Origin of the sequence: Sporomusa acidovorans, from assembly GCF_900101845.1 — a bacterium.
Taxonomy (GTDB): Bacteria; Bacillota; Negativicutes; order Sporomusales; family Sporomusaceae; genus Sporomusa; species Sporomusa acidovorans.
This window is the reverse complement of sequence record NZ_FNAM01000017.1, coordinates 1-21,736: the sequence shown is the minus strand read 5'-3', so window position 1 is coordinate 21,736 and position 21,736 is coordinate 1. Positions and strand designations below refer to the sequence as shown.

Sequence of the window (21,736 nt, the reverse complement as noted above, 5' to 3'; positions counted from 1 at the left end):
TTTTTATGAATTTTGATTTATCTAGTTTGCGCCAGAAATTTAGAGAACGGGATTATAAGCTTACGCCGCAGCGTCAGATTATTTTACAGGTGTTTATTGATAACCGTGGTAAACACTTAAGCGCTGAAGATGTGCACAACATCGTACGGCAACAATCCAGCGATATTGGTTTAGCGACAGTATATCGTACGCTTGAGTTATTAAGTGAGTTAGATGTATTGCAAAAAATGGATTTTGGTGATGGCCGCAGCCGTTATGAACTCAATGAAAACACTTCCCCTCATCATCATCATCATCTCATTTGTCTTACTTGCGGCAAGGTAATCGAATTTGCCGATGACTTACTTGAAGATCTTGAAAATATGATCGCTAAAAATAGTAATTTTACGATTATTGATCATCAAGTAAAGTTTTATGGATATTGTCAGGAGTGCCGAAATAAAAGTGAAGTTTGATAATTTCGTACTTGCTCCTAACATGGGTACAACTGTTGATGTTCTGGCTGCGGTACGTGATACCATGGCTTTGTTTAAGGTCGCCGCTGCGGACTTTCCGGGGTCAATTAAGGTAAGCGAATTAGAGGCTGGCAGTTTGCTTGTAGCCTGTGCGGTTCAGTGTGAACAAGATAAGGTAGAGGTTAAAGTAACCATCGATTTTTGTGATTCCAAGAACAACCGAAACCAGTTGACTGCCTGTGAATATCGACTTATATCCAGTGAACATGCTAAATGCGATGAAGCCGAAGATCTGACAGGACTTATACGGCGTTTAGTGCGGCTTAATGTACTAGCCTTAATGCGGACGATAACAAAATCAAATCCCGGTCCGTGGGGGATTCTCCGGGGTGTCCGTCCAACGAAAATTGTTCATCGATTACTTGATCAGGGCTTTAGCCCTTCTGAAATTATCACAAGGCTTGAAAAAGAGTATGCGGCGGAGACCTGTAAAGCGGAACTAGTTACGCATATTGCTATCCACCAGCGGCCGGTCATTGCAACTCCGGGCAAAAATACAGGAAATAAAAAGGTAAGCGTCTACATTGGTATACCTTATTGTCCATCAAGATGCTTATACTGCTCATTTCCTGCTTATGTTTTGCCGGAACGCCGGGAACAGCTTGATACTTTTTTGCGGGCAATTATGAAAGATATAGAGAGTGCAGCAAATTTGGTTGCCAAGTTTGACTTGGCGGTTGAAAATATCTATATGGGCGGTGGAACGCCTACAAGCCTGACGGCAACCGACTTGGCCGGTTTATTGGCGTTAATAAAGAAGGCTTTTTGGGGGATAACGACCCGGGAATTTACTGTTGAGGCTGGCAGGCCTGACAGTATTGATGATGAAAAAATTGATGTGTTCCGTCAATATGGAATTAACAGAGCAAGTATAAATCCGCAGACAATGCAGGATAAAACATTAAAACAGATTGGACGGCGGCATACAGTTCAGGATATAATAGATATATTCGCTAAAATTCGCCATGCAGGGGTTCCTGTCATCAATATGGATGTTATTGCCGGATTGCCGGGAGAGAATCAGGCTGATATGGATGATACCATGCGGCAAATTGCTTTGCTTAATCCGGAGAACATTACGGTTCATACGCTAGCTTTGAAACGTGGCTCTATCCTGAAGGAGTCATTGAGTGCAGGCATACTGGCAGGACAAGTGTTGCCTAATGAGGAAATAACTCATTCTATGTTGAAAATTGCGGCTGCCTATACTGCCAAAATGAATATGCATCCTTACTATTTGTACCGTCAGAAATATATGACAGGTAATCTTGAAAATGTCGGTTATGCCAAACCGGCAACCGATTGCTTTTATAATATTCAAATTATGGAAGAAAGGCAAACTATTATCGGTATTGGCCCGGCAGCGGGAACCAAGGCGGTAAATACTCAAAATTGGCGGTTGCAAAGTTCGTATAACGCCAAAGATGTTTTTTCCTACATAAAAAATTTAGATATATATTTGAACGAAAGAAATACACTGCTTTCAAGATTGTATGGCGACCATGAGGAGGATTAAAGATGCTGACAACCGGACCACGGGGAACCAAGGATATATTGCCTGGCAGTAGCGAAAACTGGCAGTATGTAGAAAAAATTATTCGTCAAGTATGTCGTAAGTTTACTTATCAGGAAATTCGTACCCCAATCTTTGAGCACACGGAACTATTTTTGCGTGGTATTGGGGAGACCACTGATATTGTTGAGAAAGAAATGTATACTTTTATTGATCGCGGAAAACGCAGCGTCACCTTGCGGCCTGAAAATACGGCAGCGGCTGTTAGGTCGTATTTAGAGCATAAAATGTATGGAGGACCTCAGCCAACGAAGTTATTTTATATTGGTCCCATGTTTCGATATGATCGTCCGCAAGCCGGCCGCTATCGGCAGTTTCACCAGTTTGGCATTGAAGCCATTGGTGCGCCGGGACCGGCTATTGATGCGGAAATTATTAGCTTAGCTGTAGAATTTTTTTATAAACTAGGACTAAGCGATTTAAAATTACTCATTAATTCGGTTGGCTGCCCGCAATGCCGGCCAATTTATCGCGCAAAGCTGCAGGAATTTTTCCGGGATAAAATATCTTACTTGTGTTCAGATTGTCAATCACGCTTTGATCGTAACCCTATGCGCATTTTGGATTGTAAAAATGAGACTTGCGTAACACATTCCCAAGGAGCTCCTCACATGGTAGACTGTCTATGTGAGGAATGCAGCCGTCATTTTGCCGGTCTAAAAGAACTTTTAACGGCAGCGGGAATTCAGTATGCGTTAAATCCGCGATTGGTACGCGGACTTGACTACTATACTAAAACTGCTTTTGAAATTCAGTATTCGCCATTAGGTGCGCAAAGCGCCGTATGTGGCGGCGGACGTTATGACGGACTGGTTGCTGAGTGTGGTGGGCAGCCAACACCCGGCATTGGTTTTGCCATTGGAATTGAACGGGTACTCTTAGCACTGGAAAAGCAAGATTTGCTGCCTACAACCGAGAATGAGATTGACGTTTTTGTTGCGCCGTTGGGGGATGCCTCCCAGGCAATGGCTTTTCAGATAGTAACCGAACTTCGTCGAGCAGGTATCGCTGCTGATATGGATTATATGAACCGCAGTTTGAAAGCGCAGATGAAGTATGCCAATAAATACCCGGCCAAATATGTGGCGCTTATTGGCGAAAATGAGTTAGCAGAGAAAAAAGTAATGTTAAAAAACATGGAAACGGGCAGCCAGGAACTAATCAATAAGGCTGAACTGGTACACATGATTTCAGAGGGGATGGAGAAGTAATGTCACAACTGGGAACAGCTGACTATGAATCTACAAATACAATTGATACCATGCAGGGGCTTAAACGAACTCATGCCTGCAATGATTTAAATAAGGACCATACAGGGGAGGAAGTTACCCTGTGCGGCTGGGTTTCAAGGCGCCGTGACCATGGCGGGCTTATTTTCGTTGATTTGCGTGACCGTTCTGGCATTGTCCAGGTGGTATTTTCGCCTGATGTTAATAAAACCGCATTTAATAAGGCCGAGATGGTTCGTAATGAGTATGTACTGGCTGTATGCGGTGTTGTAAAGGCTCGCTCCGAAAGTACGATTAATCCCAATATGGATACAGGGATGATTGAAGTCAATGGCAGTGAATTGAGAATATTAAATACGGCAAAAACACCACCTTTTTATATTCAAGACAACATTGATGTTGACGAGATTTTACGGTTAAAATACCGTTACCTGGATTTACGGCGTCCGGAAATGCAGCAGGATCTTAAACTGAGACATCGGGTAACCAAATCAATGCGGGACTTTTTAGACAAACATAATTTTATGGAAATAGAAACACCAATTCTTACTAAGAGCACACCGGAAGGCGCTAGGGACTATCTGGTTCCCAGCCGTGTAAATCCGGGAAAATTCTATGCCCTGCCGCAATCCCCGCAAATTTATAAGCAATTGTTAATGGTAGCCGGGATGGAACGTTATTTTCAAATTGCCCGTTGTTTCCGTGATGAGGATCTCCGGGCCGACCGTCAGCCAGAATTTACCCAGCTTGATATAGAAATGTCCTTTATTGAGCGGGATGAAATTTTATCGCTCATGGAGCAAATGATTTCTTATTTATTTAAAGAATGCATCGGTGCTGATGTTGCTACACCATTTACGCGGTTAAACTATGAGGACGCTATGGCGCGTTATGGCTCTGATAAGCCTGATCTTCGTTTTGGCGTGGAACTCATTGACCTATCGGCTATCTTTAGAAATTCAGGTTTTAAAGTCTTTGATACGGTACTGGCAAACGGCGGGCAGGTTAAATGTATAAATGTTAAAGGCTATGCCAATGCACCCCGCCGCGAACTTGACGGTCTCGTAGACTTTGTTGCTACCTATGGCGCTAAAGGATTAGCCTGGATCTGTTACACGCATGAAGGATTGAAATCACCGATTACCAAATTCTTCAGTGAAGATACGATCAATAAAATGACGGCAGCTGCACAGGCCGAAACTGGCGATTTACTTTTATTTGTTGCCGATAAGCCCAAAGTTGTAGCCGCTGCTTTAGGACAACTCCGCTTGGAGATGGGACGCCGTCTTAACTTAATAGATCCGGATAAACTCTCTTTCTTGTGGGTTACTGATTTTCCAATGTTTGAATTTGATGAAGAGGACAAACGGTGGGTAGCCATGCATCATCCGTTTACCTCACCCCGCGATGAGGATGTAGAATACTTAGGGGCAGAACCAGGAAAAATTAAAGCCAAAGCCTATGATATGGTGCTCAACGGGATTGAACTTGGCGGTGGCAGTCTGCGAATTTATAATCGCAGCATTCAGGAAAAGGTGTTTTCCGCGATTGGTCTTTCACCGGAAGAAGCGCTTGAAAAATTCGGTTTCCTGCTGGAAGCCTTTGAGTATGGTACGCCACCCCATGGCGGCATTGCTTTTGGCCTAGACCGGTTAGTAATGCTGATGGCGAAACGTGCTTCCATCCGGGATGTAATCGCTTTCCCCAAGACACAAAGCGCTGCCGATTTGATGATGCAGGCACCGTCTGATGTTGGGACACGCCAACTTAAAGAACTGTTTATCAAATCAACAGTAGTTGCAAAAAAGTAAGAAAAATGCGGTTGGAATAATATTCCTTACCGGAAACTCTTGCAATTGTGTGATTTATTTGATAATATAAAAAGCGAACTAAAGAATCACGCTCATACCCTGCTGTGTGCGTGTAATGTCTATATGTTTTGAGCCAACACATTTACTGCGGGAGCTTGGCTCTGGTTACAGCATGTATGCCCTTGTTCGTTGGGGGACACATAAAATAATCAGGAGAGCACCCACCTGCCGCGGGCAGGTTCAAAACAGAGACAGTACGGCATAGTGGGGATTGGGTGTGCTTAATGCCTCATATATCTACAGTTAGACCATCATTAACGGTAATGCCGCAATGATGGTCTATTTACTTATTGTAGCCGTATTTTACAATTTAATATTTTTCGACAATAATTGACGTTTCACTATAACCAGTTGCCGGACGGGTTATTTTGCCTGTTGGCAAACCGCATTATTTTAGATACGCGGCCGCTTGGTAAAACTGCCGCTGAATTATCCATTCGGTTAGCAGAACAGGGAGTTAGAGTAAGTCAGTTTGGCGATTATAAAATTCGTATGGTGACCCATCATTGAATTGTTCGTGAAGATATTAACCATACGATTGAAATACTGGCGCGTATAGTGGGAGAATAATGCTAAACTTTTTGGTTATATTTAGCAAAAATTTTTTCTTCCATTCCCGAATTCTGTGGTGTGTAGAGGCTCGGCTCATTTAATTCAACCGGCAGATAAGCAAGGGGAGTTCCAGGAGTGTCAATGGGATTGACGTACAGACCGGTAGAATTTTTTAGCTGATTTGGTACCGGATAAGGATGGGTCCTTTTGACCAGTTCTAATGCTGAATGAATTGCTTTGTAGGCTGAGTTGGACTTAGGGCTTTCAGAGATATAGATAACCGCTTCTGCCAAAGGAATGCGGGCTTCCGGCATACCAATGAATTCTACAGCTTGTTTTGCCGCAACAGCTATCTGAAGTGCCTGAGGATTAGCCAAGCCGACATCTTCAGCAGCATGAATTACGATCCTGCGGGCTAGGAAAATAGGGTCTACGCCTGATACCAACAGTCGAGCCAGCCAGTACAGTGCCGCATTAGTCTGGCTGCCACGCATTGATTTTATGAAAGCAGATGTAAGATCATAAAAATCAGTCGTGGAGATACCGTTAAGCCGGAATTCAAATGCCTGCTGAATTGTATTGAGATCAATTGTTTCGTTGTCTTTAAGTGAAGAGGCGGCAACTTCTAAAGCGTTGAGCGCACTCCTGACATCACCATTACAGATATCAGCGACGTAGCTTAAGGCGGATTCGTCAATTTTAAGTTGGTGGCTTCCAAGACCGCGTTCAGAATCAGTAAGTGCCGAATTAATAATTTTTTTGATATCAATTGGAGCCAGGGGGGAGAGGGTGTAGACTTTGCAACGTGAGGTTAATGGCGGGATTATGTCATGCGTAACACTCTCCGTAGTTGCTCCAATCAAGATGAATGTACCATCCTCTACAGCCTGCAGAAGAGACATTTGAACATTGGATTTCATCGCGTGAATTTCGTCGATAAAAACGATAGTACGCTTTTGGTAATATTTGAGATTCTCGCGGGCCTTTTCCAGTATAGACCTGAGTTCCGCGATTGCAAGTGAAATCGCATTTAATTTAACGAACTCGGCATTTGTCATGGAACTTATAATTGTCGCCAATGTGGTCTTACCTGTGGCGGGTGGTCCCTGCAGAATCATCGACTGGATCTGGTCGGATTCAATAAGCGTGCGTAAAAGCTTTCCCTTGTCCAATAAATGCTTTTGACCGACGAATTCGTCCAGATTTCGGGGCCGCATACGAACTGCAAGCGGTTCATGCGTATTTTTTTTCTTAGCCGTAAAGTCAAAAAGATCCATAAAAAAAATCCCTTCGTGGTTAATGTCTTTCATTGTGCAGCTTTCTTTTGAAGTTGAGAATCCTGCATCTTCCTTATTATATCATCTCTTTGGCGTTTATGTTTTTTTATAAAAAATATCTGCAGGGTTGCTGTGTATGGTCAATTAAAGATTATCGGGCGGGCGAGTATTCCAAATGACAGTAAAGCTTATACTAATAGAAATGCAACCAGTATACACATTCTTCTTTGACAACTGTTTGTAATTCTGTTATATTTAAATCAAGAAAACCTATCATAATAGTCGGAAAAGCCGGGGCGGGAGAGATTACAGTGAAATTGTCAACAAAGGGTAGATATGGTGTGGCGGCAATGTATGATTTGGCACTCCATTATGGGCAAGGTGCCATTTCCCTGAAAAGTGTTGCCCAACGTCAGGGAATATCTGAACATTATCTTGAGCAGTTAATGGGTACACTAAGGAAAGCTGGCTATGTGAAAAGTGTGCGCGGTGCCCAAGGTGGTTATGCATTGACTAAAGAACCGGCACAGATCTCAGTCGGTGACATTATCCGAGTTATGGAAGGTCCAATTGCCCCCGTAGATTGTCTGTTGGCTGATGACGCCAGCAGAACTTTCTGCGAACGGGTTGATATATGTGTAACCCGGGGAGTGTGGGCTAAGGTTAGAGATAGTATCACTGCAGTATTGGATTCAATCACTCTTGACGATCTATGTAAGGAAGAACAGGGAAAGGAATGAGTACTTACCATGAAGCGTATTTATTTTGACCACTCGGCTACGACTCCGGTTGACCGGGAAGTTGCCGAATTAATGCTGGAATATATGACCGATAAATATGGCAATCCCTCCAGCGTCCATGCTTTTGGCCGGGAAACACGCAAAGCACTGGAAGAAGCCCGTGAAAAAGTAGCCGCTTTGATTAATGCCGCGCCTAATGAAATATTTTTTACCAGCGGGGGCACTGAAGGTGACAATCTGGCCCTTAAGGGTGTGGCTTATGCAAATCGCAAGAAAGGCAACCACATCATTACTACTGCCATTGAACACCATGCTATTTTGCATACTTGTGAATATCTGGAGAAACAAGGCTTTTCCGTAACTTATTTACCGGTTGACGAAAATGCAATGATCCGCATGGAAGATTTAAAAAATGCAATAACAGATCAAACAATCCTGATTAGTGTCATGTTTGCCAATAATGAAGTTGGCACAATTCAGCCAATCAAGGAAATCGGACAACTTGCCAAAGAAAAAGGGATTTATTTCCATACAGATGCTGTACAGGCTGCCGGTAACTATCCTATCGATGTTAAAGAACTGAATATAGATTTACTGACTATGTCTGGACACAAATTTCATGCCAGCAAGGGAATAGGTGCTCTCTATATCCGCCGTGGCGTAAGGGTTGAGGAAATCCAGCATGGCGGCGGCCACGAACGCAATTTACGCGCCGGTACCGAAAATGTTCCGGGAATCGTTGGTCTGGGAAAAGCCGCTGAAATTGCCAAACGCGATATGGAAGAGAAAGTTACTTATATTCAAGGCTTGCGCGATAAAATAATTACTACCATTACGGAGAAAGTTCCCCATATTAAACTTAACGGTCATCCGGAATCAAGAATGCCTGGTAACGTAAATTTCAGCTTTCTCTATATCGAAGGAGAATCGTTACTGCTAAATCTTGATATGAAGGGAATTGCTGCGTCAAGTGGTTCTGCCTGTACATCAGGTTCCCTGGACCCGTCTCACGTACTGTTAGCTATGGGGTTGCCGCATGAGGTTGCGCATGGTTCTTTACGGGTAACACTTGGACGGGGAAACACAGAAGAAGAAGTAGATTATTTCTTAGGCATTGTACCCGAAATTGTGGAAAAACTGCGTAGTATGTCCCCCTTATATGGCAGCGCTGCGCAACTAAAACCTTCTAACCCTTGCTCCAGTTGCCATCATCATTGATGATCTATTATTTAATTTAACTTAGAGGAGAGAATAACTATGTATAATGAAAAAGTTATGGATCATTTCTCCAATCCTCGTAATGTAGGAGAGATAAAAGACGCCAACGGTATTGGCGAAGTCGGTAACTCCAAGTGTGGCGATATTATGAGAATTTATCTGCAAGTAGAAGATGATATTATAAAAGACGTAAAGTTTAAAACCTTTGGCTGTGGGGCCGCTATTGCAACAAGCAGTATGGTGACTGAAATGGTTAAGGGCAAAAGACTGGACGAAGCCTTGGAGATTTCCAATCAGGCTGTCGCTGAAGCCTTAGGCGGTTTGCCACCGGCCAAGATGCACTGTTCCAATCTGGCGGCTGACGCACTGCACGAAGCAATTAAAGACTACATTGCTAAAAAAGGAAAGTGATTCATAAATGGCTGATAAGCCCAGAGTGGTTGTGGCCATGAGCGGAGGGGTGGACAGTTCGTTAACTGCCGCCCTTCTTGTTCATCAAGGCTATGACGTAATTGGCGCTACCATGCAAATATGGGAAAAAGATCAGGAAAATAGAGATCCTGATAGCAGGGGATGTTGCTCGCTGTCTGCTGTTGACGATGCCCGCAGAGTTGCGAACAAACTGGGAATTCCCTATTATGTACTTAATTTTAGAGATATGTTTCAAGATACAGTGGTCAATTATTTTATAACGGAATATTCAGCAGGCAGGACGCCTAACCCTTGTATTGCCTGTAACCGCTATGTAAAGTTTGAAGGCTTATTATCTAAAGCGCTGGCGTTAGGTGCACAATATGTAGCTACCGGCCACTATGCCCAAATCATGTATGATGACAGCCGTAAGCGCTACATTTTGCGGAAAGGCATAGATCTTACCAAAGACCAGTCTTATGCTTTATATCACCTGAATCAATATACGCTCAGGCATTTTTTAATGCCTCTTGGCCGATTTGCCAAGACAGAAACCAGAAAGATGGCCAGAGAACTGGGGTTATCGGTTGCGGACAAGCCTGACAGCCAGGAAATTTGCTTTGTACCCAATGACGACTATAAGGCCTATTTAAAAAAGCGTATTCCTGAATCGTTGAAGCCGGGAAATATAGTAGATCTTGCCGGCAATATTCTTGGCAAACACCAAGGGGTGCAGTTATATACGGTTGGCCAACGCAAAGGTCTTGGCTTAGCGGTAGGCAACCCTTTATACGTAGTTGCGCTTGATGCCAAGCGTAATGAGGTGGTCGTTGGCTCCGACCAGGATGTGTTTGCTTCCGAACTGATTGCCGGTGACCTCAATTTTATTAGCATAGATGCATTGGATCAATCGCTGGCTGTTGAGGCTAAGATTCGCTATAATGCATCTCCCGCTCAGGCTATGCTGTTTCCTCTCGAAAATGGACAAGTGCATGTAAAGTTCGTTGCTCCGCAGCGAGCGATTACCCCTGGTCAGTCTGTAGTATTTTATCACGATGATATTGTTGTTGGTGGTGGAATTATAACAAAAACGGTCAAGTAAATTGGGTATGCAAAAAGCGTTACAGAGCAAATGTTGCTATAAACAGTCTCGATAATGGTCATACTAATAGTACAATCTGTTCTGGAGGCCTTACTGTATGGAAAAATTGCGTAATTTGTTAGGCCTGCCGGTACTTGTCACAGAGACCGGCACTCAGATTGGCGAGGTAAAAGAAGTAATTCTTGACTTGGAACAGGCTGTTGTCCGTGGTATTGTTCTTGTGGACGCTAATTTGTTTACCAACAATCAAGGCGTTATGTTTAAAGATGTGTGCAGGGTTGGTAAAGATGCTATTATGCTTCGCACCGCTTATGCCGTACAGGAGTTAACACCGGCAAGGATGCCGGGGACTGTTTATTATCTTTGTAACTTGCTGGATAAGCAAATTTATACAGATACCGGGTTGTGTTTAGGCATATTGGTTGACGCTCTATTTGACGATGCTACAGGAGAGATAAAGGCATATGAACTTTCTGACGGCCTAATTATTGATTTATTGTACGGCCGTAAACTTATGCCATTGCCGCAAGCTCAAGTTGTTGGTCAGGAGAGGCTAATTGTTCCTGATACTATGACCAGTCTTCTTATACCTGAATCCAAAGAGGTGTGAGGTGTAGTTTATGACAACTTGTCCTGTATGCGGAAAGCGGGGGATAGGCAAAGTCGGTGCCGGCCAGTACTACTGTTGGGATTGTTGTGTAGAGTTTGTAGTACGGGATCAGGATTTAAAGATTTTTAATGTCGAGGCTGACGGTACGTTAACTCTATATAACGATACGGCACAGAGTACTGTTAATTTAGAGGTACAAAAGGGGTGATATGATGCGCAGTAAGTTTTGGCAAGGACTAGTCTTTGGTGGAATTCTAGGAACAGCAGTTGGCGCCATCATAGGTCCCATGACGAAAAAGCCACAGAAAAAACCACTGTTTGAATGTAGTGCTGACACGATTACGGACACTACCCGCGATTTAATGCGAGGCGCACGCCGGGCGCGAAAGCGGTTAATGAAAAGGCTGGGTTAGTGTCCGGTAATAGGGAGGCCTGTGCGGTCTTCCTTTTTTTATTGACAAAAGGAGGAATCTATGCAGCTTACCAAAAAGCATGTTAGAATATGCATCCTTTTTCTGGCGCTATTGGCAGTTATGTATTTCTTCTGGCTTGTCCGCAGTGGATTATATCCATTTATTATTGCCCTGCTTCTTGCCTATTTGCTTAACCCGGCCGTATGCTATCTTGAGGGAAAAGGCTTGTCCAGAGGGCTGGCGATTATCCTGTTGTATGTTGCTTTATTTAGCATCCTTCTTTTCGGTGGAGCCCGCCTTGTCCCGATAATCCTTCGTGATTTGGAAAGCTTTGCCGGAGAACTGCCGCATATTTTGCAAAAAAGCGAGGAGTTATTTTATCTTATTCAGAGCCATTATCAAAATTCGTCTTTGCCTTACTCCATGCGAGTAGCTATTGATGACACAATATTATCAATCCAAAGAGAAGGGCAGCTATTTGCCCGCGAGTTAGCAAATGGTATAATGGGATTAATTAGCCACTTTATAGGAATTGCCATTACTCCCATATTGGCTTTTTACTTTTTACATGACTGGCGCGAAATAAAAGATAAATTTCAATTATTTGTTCCGGGACGTTGGCGGCAGGAATTTGCATTGGCGCTCAAAGATATTGATAAAGTGCTGAACGGAGTTATTCGGGGCCAAATAACAATTGCCGTTATTGTTGGGATTTTGGTCAGTTCCGGACTTTATTATTTTAAAGTTCCGTTTGCCCTGCTGATTGGTATTGCTGCCGGCTTGCTTGATGTTATTCCGTATTTTGGCGCATTTATCGGCGCGACGCCGGCGATAACTCTGGCTTTATTGGAATCTCCTCTGCTGGCTATGAAAGTGGCTGTGCTGTTTTTTGTCATTCATCAGCTCGAAGGGAGTATTATCAGCCCGAAGATTTTAGGGGAGAATGTCGGACTTCATCCGCTTACCGTCATCTTTTTTTTGTTTGCCGGCGGCGAATTATTCGGTATTATTGGCATGTTGGTGGGTGTGCCTATAGCGGCGGTAGGAAAAGTCCTGGTAAAGCATAGTATTAAGTTATTGGTTTAGCGATTCCTGCACCAAATATTGACACTAAATCTTAAATTGTAGTATAATTCCACCAGAATAATGGATTAATTTTAGTACATTGGAGCTGATTAGTTTGAAACAATTGACCGGAAACGAACTTAGAAAAATGTTTCTGGATTTTTTTGCGAGTAAAGATCATTTAATTCAGCCAAGTTCTTCGCTTATTCCTGAAAATGATCCGACCTTACTGCTTATTGGCGCAGGCATGGCACCATTTAAACCTTTTTTTACCGGCAAAATGAAGCCGCCACATCCGCGGATTTCAACAAGCCAAAAATGTGTTCGTACAGGGGATATTGAAAATGTTGGCCGGACGGCGCGCCATCATACTTTTTTTGAAATGTTAGGCAATTTCTCATTTGGCGATTATTTTAAAAAAGAAGCGATTTCCTGGGCATGGGAATTTTTAACAGAGTATCTGGAATTGCCTAAGGATAAACTCTGGATTACCATTCATACAAGTGATGATGAAGCTTTTGACATTTGGCACAATCTGATTAAGATACCGGCTGAGCGAATTATCCGGATGGAGGAAAACTTCTGGGAAATTGGCCCCGGACCTTGCGGGCCTTGTTCCGAAATTCATATTGATCTAGGTGAAGAGAGAGGCTGCGGCAAACCGGATTGCATGGTTGGCTGTGACTGTGATCGATATCTGGAAATATGGAATCTGGTATTTACTCAGTTTGATAGGGACGAAGCTGGAAACTATACTCCACTTGCCAAGAAAAATATTGATACCGGTGCCGGGCTTGAAAGAATTGCCTCTGTGTTGCAAAATAAGCGCTCTAATTTTGAAACCGATTTATTGTATCCGATTATTGAATATACCGCAAAATTGGCCAGGGTTACTTATGGACAGTCAGACAAGATTGATGTTTCTCTCAAGGTGATTGCCGATCATGGCCGGAGTATGACCGTAATGATTGGCGATGGTGTACTACCTTCTAATGAAGGGCGCGGCTATGTTTTGCGGAGAATTCTTCGCCGGGCGGTCAGACATGGCCGCTTGCTGGGAATTGAAAAACCATTTTTAACGGAAATTGTGGATATTGCCGCCAATATTTTGGCCGAGGCGTATCCGGATATTAATGATAAAAAAGTCTACATAAAGAAAGTTATTCAGTTGGAGGAAGAACGTTTTCACGCCACTTTGGCGCAAGGAATAGAATTATTGAATAAGCATGTCCAGGAACTGGCGCAAGCAGGTAAAAAAGTATTTGACGGGGCAATGGCTTTTAAACTATATGATACGTTTGGTTTTCCCTGGGAACTTACAGAAGAAATTTTAAATGAGCATACTATGTCTTTAGATAAACAGGGATTTGACCAGGCTATGGCCGAGCAGCGTGAACGGGCCCGTGCCGCTCGCCAGGATAGCGAAGAGCGGGTAGTTATCCCTGACCTATCCGGTTTGGTGACAGAATCCTTACACGCTAATCCGGATGCAGAAAGTGCGAAAGTAGTTTTAATTTTAAAAGACGGAAAAGTTGTGCCGGAAGCCTTTGACGGCGAGGAAATTGCAGTAATTTTGGATGTTACCCCATTCCATGCAGAAGGTGGCGGCCAGGTTGGCGATACCGGCACAATTACCAGTGGGCTTGGTAAATTTGAAGTTACTAATACACGGAAATTACCAGATGGAACTATCTATCACATGGGGCACATTACGGAGGGATCGCTTAAAACTGGTGATCCGGCAAAATTGTTTGTTGATGTAACCAGACGCCGCCATATTGCCCGCAATCATACAGCTACCCATTTACTTCAAGCTGCTTTAAAGCAGGTTTTGGGTGAACATGTCAATCAGGCAGGTTCTTCTGTTGACAGCAGCAGGCTACGATTTGACTTTACACATTTTGCACCGGTTACGACTGAACAGTTAACTGAAGTTGAACGAATTGTCAATGAGGTAATTTTAAGTAATACCAATTTAGCGATCATCGAGACAACGCAAGAGGTTGCTAAAGAAATGGGAGCCATGGCTCTCTTTGGAGAAAAATACGGTGAACGGGTGCGGGTAGTCATTGTTGGCGATTTTAGCAAAGAACTTTGCGGCGGTACACATGTTAGTTCAACAGCCGAAATAGGTTTATTCAAAATCGTCAGCGAGGCCGGTATCGGGGCCGGTTTGCGGCGAATTGAGGCGGTTACGGGGTATGGGGCGCACGAATATCTGAAGTCGCAAAATGAACTGCTTAAAGAAGCTGCCGCTGCGTTAAAGACTCGTCCTGAAGAAATTGTTGCGCGAATCGATACGCTTAACGATCGCGTACGCGAACTTGAAAAAGAAATTGGCGCCTTACATACAAAACTGGCAAAAAATGAAGTGCAGGATCTCTTAGCCGCTGCGAAGACAATAAATGGTGTTCAAGTTGTAGTTGGGCAAGTAGTTGCTGCTGATATGGAGAATTTGCGGGCAACCGGTGATATGATTCGTGATCGTCTGCAATCCGGAGTAGTGGTTCTTGGGGCCGTTAGTGGTGAGAAGGTTAATTTTATCGCTATGGCTACTGCTGACTGTGTTGCCAGAGGCATTCACGCCGGTCAAGTTATAAAGGAAACAGCGAAAGTAGCCGGTGGCGGCGGTGGCGGCCGACCGGATATGGCGCAAGCTGGCGGCAAACAACCGGAAAAAGTTGACGAAGCCCTTAAAACGGCTGAGCAAACAATTAAGTCTCAAATAAAATAGCGGATTTACAGGCAGGCTTGTGGCCTGCCTGTAAAAATTTAAAAAACTAACAGGAAAATCATAGCGATAAGTAGAATAGATAGATCTATACTTTGTAGATAATATAAGGGAGGAGGAGGCTTCATGACCAATATATCGCAGGAAACAATGATGTTTAAGGTAAATAACGACGATACCAATGCGGCAGAAGTAATTTTGACAACTGTTTATCAAGCATTAAATGAAAAAGGCTATAACCCAATCAATCAGTTGGTCGGATACCTTTTATCCGGTGATCCGACATATATAACCAGCTATAATAATGCCCGTGGACTGATTCGCAAATTGGAACGCGATGAAATTATTGAGGAGTTGGTACGGGCCTATCTAAAAGACAAATAAATGAATTGCTGTAGACTTGGACAAACAGGTAATGTATTTGTATCGAGACTAGTTTGGAGGACTTACGACTTAGATTGGCCCTTTGCAGTCAACCCGGCCTTTGGCCGAGAACGCTACCGTTATTCGGTTGCCAGTTGACGCGGGGGGTCAATTTTAATTAAATGCTGCATATTCTAATTTTAAATAAAATGTAATAATTTGGAGGATAAATGCGTATACTAGCACTTGATGTTGGGGACAAAACCATTGGAGTAGCGGTTTGTGATGAACTGAAGTTAACAGCACAAGGGGTTGAGGTAATTCGCAGGACATCGCCGACTAGAGATTTCAAACGGCTCAGCGAGCTTATTGATCAGTATCAAGTCGGGCTTGTCATCATTGGGTTACCCAAAAATATGAATGGCACCATTGGGCCAAGAGGCGAGCTTGTAAAGGAATTTGCTAAGGCCCTGGTCAAAGCTATTCCCAATATTGACACTGCATTTTGGGATGAGCGATTGTCTACCGTCGCAGCACAGAAATCGTTAATTGCCGCTGATGTTAGCCGAGCCAAACGACGTCAAGTTATTGACAAAATGGCAGCTGTATTCATTTTACAGGGATATCTTGATAGCTTACCGCGAGGGTAATTTTCCTTCTATAGGTTTCCTTGACAGGATATGTTTTCTAAGATACAATTACATTGCGTATGTGTAAAAAGAGGTGAAGAAATGTCTGAGAATGAAAAAGACGAGGCTATGGATTTTGATGAGCCGGTAGTAGTCATGACGGATGAAGAAGGTAACGAATACTATTATCGCGAAGATATGATTGTTCCTGTTGGTGACAAACGTTTCGCTATATTAGTACCAATCGACGTTGATGATGAAGGTTGTGAATGCGGTGACGACAGTTGCGACTGCGGTTGCAATGACGAAACCGATGTGTTTATTGCCCGTATCGACGTGGATGAAGATGGCGAAGAAATTTACGTAGATCCAACTGACGAAGAGTTTGAAGAAGTCCGTAAAGCTTATGAAGAATTAGTTTTTGAAGACGAGGAAGAGTAAAAAGAAGCCGATCCGGCTTCTTTTTTTGGTCAAACAGAATTATAATAGTATTTGCCAGCTTAACTTGAAAGGGGGATAGTGAATGGTAATCCTGAACGTTTTAATCTCAAAAAAAATGATAATTGGCATAGCCGCTGCTAGTATTCTCAGTTTTAGCGCGATTATTGGCTGGACGCTTACTCAGCCTGTTAGCAGGACGGGGGAGCCAGTGATTGTAAATATTAAAGCAGGCACTTCGGCAAAGGTTATTGCCGAAGAATTGGAAAGACAACATCTCATAAAAAATCCTTTTGTGTTTCGATTTGCGGCCAAACTACAGGGCCTTGAAAATTCACTGCAAGCAGGGGAATACTCTTTGAGTCCGTCCATGTCAGTAAGGCAAATACTTACGATGATGACTCAGGGCCAAACCGCTTATCAGCAAATTACTATTCCCGAAGGCTATACGGTTGATCAAATTGCAGATTTATTGGCAGAAAAAAAACTGGCCAATCCTGATAGGTTTAAAACCTTAGCTAAAAGTTATGCGCCATTTCTTTATATGGCACCTAACCCTAATACGAAATACAGTGCGGAGGGATTTATCTTTCCTGATACTTATCGTGTGGTCAAAGGTGCTACTGAAGAAGAAATCCTTACCATGATGGTAAAACAATTTGATGCCAAATTAACCCCGGAAATTCGGCAAGAAGCTGCCAGAAGAGGACTTTCTATCCGGGATGCCATTATTTTGGCTTCACTTATTGAAAAAGAAGCTAAATTAAAAGACGAGCAGCCGATCATTGCTGGGGTTTTTGCCAATCGCCTAAAGCAGGATATGCCTTTGCAGTCCTGTGCGACCATTCAGTATATTATTGGTTATCCTAAACCTGAACTAACCATTCAGGATACTCAAATTGCCTCTCCTTATAACACGTATCAGTCTACCGGGCTGCCGCCAGGACCTATTGCCAATCCCGGTATGGACGCAATTAAAGCCGTTCTTACCGCTGATAAAACAGATTATTTGTATTTTGTGGCTGATAAGCAGGGCCGGCATCATTTTAGCAGAACCTATGAAGAACATTTGGCTGCGATTAACCAGGTGCAGATATAATGGACAGGCTTAATGCTGTTTTGACGGAAATGGAAGCTTATGCCGAGAAATATAATGTACCGATTATCAACCGGGAAAGCGCTCAATTATTCACGAAAATAACTGCTGAGGCAAACCCTAAATTAGTTTTGGAAATAGGGACGGCAATTGGTTATTCGACGTTATTGCTGGCTGCAAACCTAGCACCGGGAGGCAAAGTTGTAACCATTGAGCAGGATGAAGAGCGAATAGTCATGGCTAAGCACTTTTTAACAAAAGCAGGGGTTTTAGAGCAAATAGAAATAATTACTGGCAATGCCGGTGAAGTTGTACCAGCAGTAGGCGGCAAATACGATTTAGTATTCATCGATGCCGCCAAGGGTCAATATTTGGATTATTTGCGGAAGGTTATGGACAAACTGTCACCAGGAGCCGTTATTATCGCTGATAATGTGTTATTTCGCGGCTGGATATTAAATAATGAGGCTCCGAGAAGGTTTAGGACAATTGTTAAACGCCTAAAGGCATACCTTGATTTTGTTACTTGTGACCCGCGTTTTAAAACGAAGGTATATCATATTGGCGATGGAATGGCCGTATCGCGCTACCGGGGAGAGACAAATTTATGAAAATTAAACCAGAGCTTTTAGCTCCTGCCGGAAATTTGGAAAAACTTAAAATGGCGCTTATTTATGGTGCCGATGCCGTGTATATGGGGGGGAAAGCGTTTGGCTTACGGGCGTTTAGTGACAATTTTGATGAGGCTGAACTTGAACAGGGAATTCGCTTTGCTCATAGTCTTGGCAAGAAGGCCTATATTACAATTAATATTTTCCCCCACAATAATGATTTGATTAATTTGCCCGATTATTTAAAATATGTTGCTAAAATTGGTGCCGACGCAATCATTGTATCTGACCCTGGCATATTTCGCATTGCCCGCCAAATAACTCCCAATTTGCCTATTCATATTAGCACACAAGCAAATAACACCAATTGGTCTGCCGTCCGGTTTTGGCAGGAATTGGGTGCGTCGCGGGTAGTGCTGGCACGGGAAATATCTTTGGCTGATATAAAACTGATTCGCCAAAAGGTTGAGATTGAGCTTGAAGCTTTTGTTCACGGAGCTATGTGCATGTCTTATTCGGGCAGATGTCTGATCAGCAATTATCTAACAGGTCGTGATTCCAATCGGGGAGAATGCGCGCAGCCATGCCGCTGGAAATACCATGTCATGGAAGAAAGCCGTCCTGGCGTTTACCTGCCGGTACAGGAAGACGAGCGGGGCACCTACATATTTAATTCTAAGGATTTATGTCTCATCAACCATTTACCAGAACTGATTGCTAGTGGACTGAGCAGTTTCAAAATTGAAGGCCGGATGAAAAGTGTTCATTATGTTGCTACCGTTGTTAAAGCTTATCGGGAAGCGATTGACAGTTATGCGCGTTCATCAGTATCTGCGGACGACCAACAAAAATGGCTTGACGAATTGCAAAAGGTATCGCATCGGGAGTATACAACAGGTTTTTATTTTAACAAAACAACTGCGCAAGACCAAATCTATGCATCATCCAGTTATATGCAAACCCACGATTTTATCGGACTTGTTAGGAAGTATCATGCAGAGACCGGGATGGCGGTAGTGGAACAGCGCAATAATATGAAAGTTGGCGAAACAATTGAAATTATGCAGCCTGGTGCTGAAAATTTCGTGCAAACAATAACCCAAATGTTTGATGCAGAGGGGAATTCTATTCAGGTAGCGCCGCATCCGCAGCAAATTGTGACAATGCCGGTGGCGAGACCGGTTGTGCCTTATGCTATGCTTAGGCGGCCTGAAATAAGGCGGGAAAGAGCATGAATACCACGAATGATAAACCAATCTATATCCAGGTTGAGCCTAGATACGTTAATTACGTAAATCGAATTATGGAAGGATACGAATACTTAGGAGTGGTGAGTACTCTTGATCGCAACAAAGGATTATTGATCATCCGTACGACACCGGATACGATAAGCGAAGTCCGTGAAATATTGGCACATCTCCCCATAGAAATCCAGCATGTAAGCGTTAGCTGACTGAATAACTGTTTGCCTGTATAAGCCATACTATACCTATCTAGCTTATAGAAGGTGTTGGTATGGCTTATTCCAGTATACGCATTTATCGGCTGGTTTTATTTTTTTTGATCATGTCAAGCTTGTTAGGTGCAAAGCTGTTTTATCTTCAAGTTATTCACGGACGGCAACTGGCACTGGAAGGCCTGAATATTCGTGTTCAGGAACTGCCGATAGAGGTTGCACGGGGCGAAATATTGGATCGCAATTACCAACCGTTGACCAATACCGCTAAGCAGTACAGCGTGGTAGTATTTCCCGGACAACTCCCAAAAACGACAACACAACAACTAGTTAAGCTAAAAAATATTTTGGATTTATCTAGTGAGCAGTTGGAGGATGTTGTTGATAGCCTTCATACCAATGAATATCCTTTTAGGTTGGTTAAAGGCATCAGCAGTGAAGCTGCTCAAAAAATAAATGCCATGCAAATTCCCGGGATTGTGGCAATCGCAGAGAAAGTTCGTTATGGTCAGGGATTATTGGCATCCCATATTATAGGCTATATTAATTCCGCCGATAATAAAGGGGTAAGCGGAATTGAAGGGATGTATGACGAATTTTTGCGCGGTAATCAAGCGGAATATGTTGCTGCCATTGTAGATGCAGGCCAGCAGATTATTCCCGGGTTAGGCTATAAACGGTTGAAATTGGACATTGGCAATAGAGAAAATAATGTAGTTTTAACAATTGACAAAAACATTCAGCAAAAAGTCGAAGAATCCATGGACCTGAGTATTGTTAAAGGGGCGGTAATTGTGATGCGGCCTACTACCGGAGAAATCCTCGCCATGGCGTCGAGGCCGGGTTTCGACGCAAATAATCTCAGCAATTATTTTGGGCAAAGTAGTGCACCTTTGTTAAATCGGGCTATTTCCGCCTATCAGCCTGGTTCGGTTTTTAAGCTGGTTGTAGCTGCCGCTGCCCTTGAAAACAAAATGGTGAAAATGGACGATGTATTTTACGATCCTGGCTATATTGATGTCAATAATGTCAGATTTCAAGGCTGGGATTATGAAAAAGGTGCAAAAGGGTATCTTACTATTACAGATGCTTTGGCGCATTCCAGTAACCCTATATTTATTGAAGTAGCTTTAAAATTAGGGGCCGAAAAGCTTATCTCTATGGCTGCAAAGTTTGGTTATGGTTCCAAGACCAGTCTTGGCTTTTTAGGTGAAAGTGGGGGAAACTTGCCAGAAGCTGATCTGTTGTACCCGGGTGATCTGGCTAATTTAGCTATTGGTCAAGGCTTTTGTGAAGCAACACCGTTGCAGATTGCCCAGACAGTGGCCACGATTGTAAATGACGGTATTAAAGTCGAACCCTATATCGTCAGAAGCTTCACAAATTCCGACGGAGCAGTTATAAAGAATTTCCAGTCACAGCCTGGTAAACGAATAATTGGCAGACAAACAGCCGAAAAATTGAAAAAAATGATGACAGCTGTTACCCAATATGGAACTGGCCAGGCCGCCTATGTGAAGGAATTTGGCTCAGCGGGTAAGACCGGTTCAGCTGAAACCGGCCGTACGAATACCATTGGAAAAGGGATAAACCATGCCTGGTTTGCCGGTTACACCCCACTCGATCATCCCCAATATGTTATTGTGGTTTTTGTTGAGGAAGGAATGTCCGGAAGTAATGTCGCTGCACCAATTTTTCATGAAATAGCCGAGAAAATTCTTAAAAGCTAGCATAAGATTTTCTTCTGTCTGCTTGTAAATCGGTATTGGATACTATATAGCTATCAGGTAACTCAGGGCATGTTCATGAAAAAAGGCAGGGATTAAAAAGGACTTT

At 43.2% G+C, this 21,736-nt stretch carries 23 protein-coding genes and 1 other RNA gene; 23 read left to right on the top strand and 1 reads right to left on the bottom strand.

Annotation, left to right across the window (positions count from 1 at the left end):
- Positions 1–5: 5 nt before the first annotated feature.
- The 6 genes from BLR65_RS12900 (at position 6) to BLR65_RS29065 (ending at position 5,698) form a co-directional block, all read left to right on the top strand.
- A complete protein-coding gene (locus BLR65_RS12900; RefSeq protein ID WP_093794598.1) occupies positions 6–455 on the top strand; it encodes a Fur family transcriptional regulator in 450 nt (149 codons plus the stop codon).
- Positions 445–2,031 (top strand): coproporphyrinogen dehydrogenase HemZ, encoded by a 1,587-nt coding sequence (gene hemZ / locus BLR65_RS12895; RefSeq protein ID WP_245692746.1) that lies wholly within the window; start codon positions 445–447, stop codon positions 2,029–2,031. Before BLR65_RS12900 ends, hemZ begins: the two co-directional genes overlap by 11 nt.
- A gap of 2 nt (positions 2,032–2,033) precedes the next feature.
- Positions 2,034–3,299, top strand: a complete 1,266-nt coding sequence (gene hisS / locus BLR65_RS12890) for a histidine--tRNA ligase (RefSeq protein WP_093794597.1) — start codon at positions 2,034–2,036, stop codon at positions 3,297–3,299.
- 41 nt (positions 3,300–3,340) lie between these two features.
- Complete coding sequence (gene aspS, locus BLR65_RS12885; RefSeq protein ID WP_093794674.1) at positions 3,341–5,128, top strand: aspartate--tRNA ligase; 1,788 nt, start codon at positions 3,341–3,343, stop codon at positions 5,126–5,128.
- 93 nt (positions 5,129–5,221) lie between these two features.
- Positions 5,222–5,403: non-coding RNA, 6S RNA (gene ssrS, locus BLR65_RS12880), on the top strand.
- A gap of 115 nt (positions 5,404–5,518) precedes the next feature.
- On the top strand, positions 5,519–5,698 hold the full coding sequence (locus tag BLR65_RS29065; RefSeq protein WP_143122573.1) for a hypothetical protein: 180 nt from the start codon (positions 5,519–5,521) through the stop codon (positions 5,696–5,698).
- Positions 5,699–5,760: 62 nt separating this feature from the next.
- On the opposite strand, the gene BLR65_RS12875 is transcribed toward BLR65_RS29065, so the two are convergent.
- Positions 5,761–7,050 (bottom strand): replication-associated recombination protein A, encoded by a 1,290-nt coding sequence (locus BLR65_RS12875; protein ID WP_211285133.1) that lies wholly within the window; start codon positions 7,048–7,050, stop codon positions 5,761–5,763.
- A 278-nt stretch (positions 7,051–7,328) separates the two neighbouring features.
- Here BLR65_RS12875 and BLR65_RS12870 point away from each other — a divergent pair, with 278 nt between their 5' ends.
- The 17 genes from BLR65_RS12870 to BLR65_RS12790 all read left to right on the top strand — a co-directional run bounded on the left by BLR65_RS12870 (position 7,329) and on the right by BLR65_RS12790 (position 21,630).
- Entirely contained in the window at positions 7,329–7,757 is a 429-nt protein-coding gene (locus BLR65_RS12870; RefSeq protein WP_093794596.1) for an RrF2 family transcriptional regulator, read from the top strand.
- A 9-nt stretch (positions 7,758–7,766) separates the two neighbouring features.
- Positions 7,767–8,975, top strand: coding sequence for a cysteine desulfurase NifS (nifS, locus tag BLR65_RS12865; RefSeq protein ID WP_093794595.1), 1,209 nt, complete (start codon positions 7,767–7,769; stop codon positions 8,973–8,975).
- Positions 8,976–9,014: 39 nt separating this feature from the next.
- Positions 9,015–9,386, top strand: coding sequence for a Fe-S cluster assembly scaffold protein NifU (gene nifU / locus BLR65_RS12860; protein WP_093794594.1), 372 nt, complete (start codon positions 9,015–9,017; stop codon positions 9,384–9,386).
- A 7-nt stretch (positions 9,387–9,393) separates the two neighbouring features.
- Positions 9,394–10,488, top strand: coding sequence for a tRNA 2-thiouridine(34) synthase MnmA (mnmA, locus tag BLR65_RS12855; RefSeq protein ID WP_093794593.1), 1,095 nt, complete (start codon positions 9,394–9,396; stop codon positions 10,486–10,488).
- A gap of 97 nt (positions 10,489–10,585) precedes the next feature.
- Positions 10,586–11,098, top strand: a complete 513-nt coding sequence (locus BLR65_RS12850) for a PRC-barrel domain-containing protein (protein ID WP_093794592.1) — start codon at positions 10,586–10,588, stop codon at positions 11,096–11,098.
- A 10-nt stretch (positions 11,099–11,108) separates the two neighbouring features.
- Positions 11,109–11,306: a hypothetical protein gene (locus BLR65_RS12845; RefSeq protein WP_093794591.1), complete on the top strand. Its 198-nt coding sequence runs from the start codon at positions 11,109–11,111 to the stop codon at positions 11,304–11,306.
- 1 nt (position 11,307) lies between these two features.
- Complete coding sequence (locus BLR65_RS12840; RefSeq protein WP_144036425.1) at positions 11,308–11,511, top strand: hypothetical protein; 204 nt, start codon at positions 11,308–11,310, stop codon at positions 11,509–11,511.
- Between the two features lie 60 nt (positions 11,512–11,571).
- A complete protein-coding gene (locus tag BLR65_RS12835; RefSeq protein ID WP_093794589.1) occupies positions 11,572–12,597 on the top strand; it encodes an AI-2E family transporter in 1,026 nt (341 codons plus the stop codon).
- Positions 12,598–12,691: 94 nt separating this feature from the next.
- Positions 12,692–15,310, top strand: a complete 2,619-nt coding sequence (gene alaS, locus BLR65_RS12830) for an alanine--tRNA ligase (protein ID WP_093794588.1) — start codon at positions 12,692–12,694, stop codon at positions 15,308–15,310.
- 123 nt (positions 15,311–15,433) lie between these two features.
- Positions 15,434–15,691: an IreB family regulatory phosphoprotein gene (locus BLR65_RS12825; protein WP_093794587.1), complete on the top strand. Its 258-nt coding sequence runs from the start codon at positions 15,434–15,436 to the stop codon at positions 15,689–15,691.
- 209 nt (positions 15,692–15,900) lie between these two features.
- Positions 15,901–16,320, top strand: a complete 420-nt coding sequence (ruvX, locus tag BLR65_RS12820) for a Holliday junction resolvase RuvX (RefSeq protein WP_093794586.1) — start codon at positions 15,901–15,903, stop codon at positions 16,318–16,320.
- Positions 16,321–16,401: 81 nt separating this feature from the next.
- A complete protein-coding gene (locus BLR65_RS12815) occupies positions 16,402–16,740 on the top strand; it encodes a DUF1292 domain-containing protein (protein WP_093794585.1) in 339 nt (112 codons plus the stop codon).
- 82 nt (positions 16,741–16,822) lie between these two features.
- Complete coding sequence (gene mltG / locus BLR65_RS12810; protein ID WP_245692744.1) at positions 16,823–17,836, top strand: endolytic transglycosylase MltG; 1,014 nt, start codon at positions 16,823–16,825, stop codon at positions 17,834–17,836.
- Positions 17,836–18,444 carry an O-methyltransferase gene (locus tag BLR65_RS12805; RefSeq protein WP_093794584.1) on the top strand — a complete coding sequence of 203 codons (609 nt, stop codon included), beginning with the start codon at positions 17,836–17,838 and terminating at the stop codon, positions 18,442–18,444. The genes mltG and BLR65_RS12805 overlap by 1 nt, the downstream gene beginning before the upstream one ends.
- Positions 18,441–19,679 carry a peptidase U32 family protein gene (locus BLR65_RS12800; RefSeq protein ID WP_093794583.1) on the top strand — a complete coding sequence of 413 codons (1,239 nt, stop codon included), beginning with the start codon at positions 18,441–18,443 and terminating at the stop codon, positions 19,677–19,679. Before BLR65_RS12805 ends, BLR65_RS12800 begins: the two co-directional genes overlap by 4 nt.
- Positions 19,676–19,897, top strand: coding sequence for a DUF4911 domain-containing protein (locus BLR65_RS12795; RefSeq protein WP_093794582.1), 222 nt, complete (start codon positions 19,676–19,678; stop codon positions 19,895–19,897). Before BLR65_RS12800 ends, BLR65_RS12795 begins: the two co-directional genes overlap by 4 nt.
- Before the next feature lie 113 nt (positions 19,898–20,010).
- Positions 20,011–21,630 (top strand): peptidoglycan D,D-transpeptidase FtsI family protein, encoded by a 1,620-nt coding sequence (locus tag BLR65_RS12790; RefSeq protein ID WP_245692742.1) that lies wholly within the window; start codon positions 20,011–20,013, stop codon positions 21,628–21,630.
- Positions 21,631–21,736 lie beyond the last annotated feature (106 nt).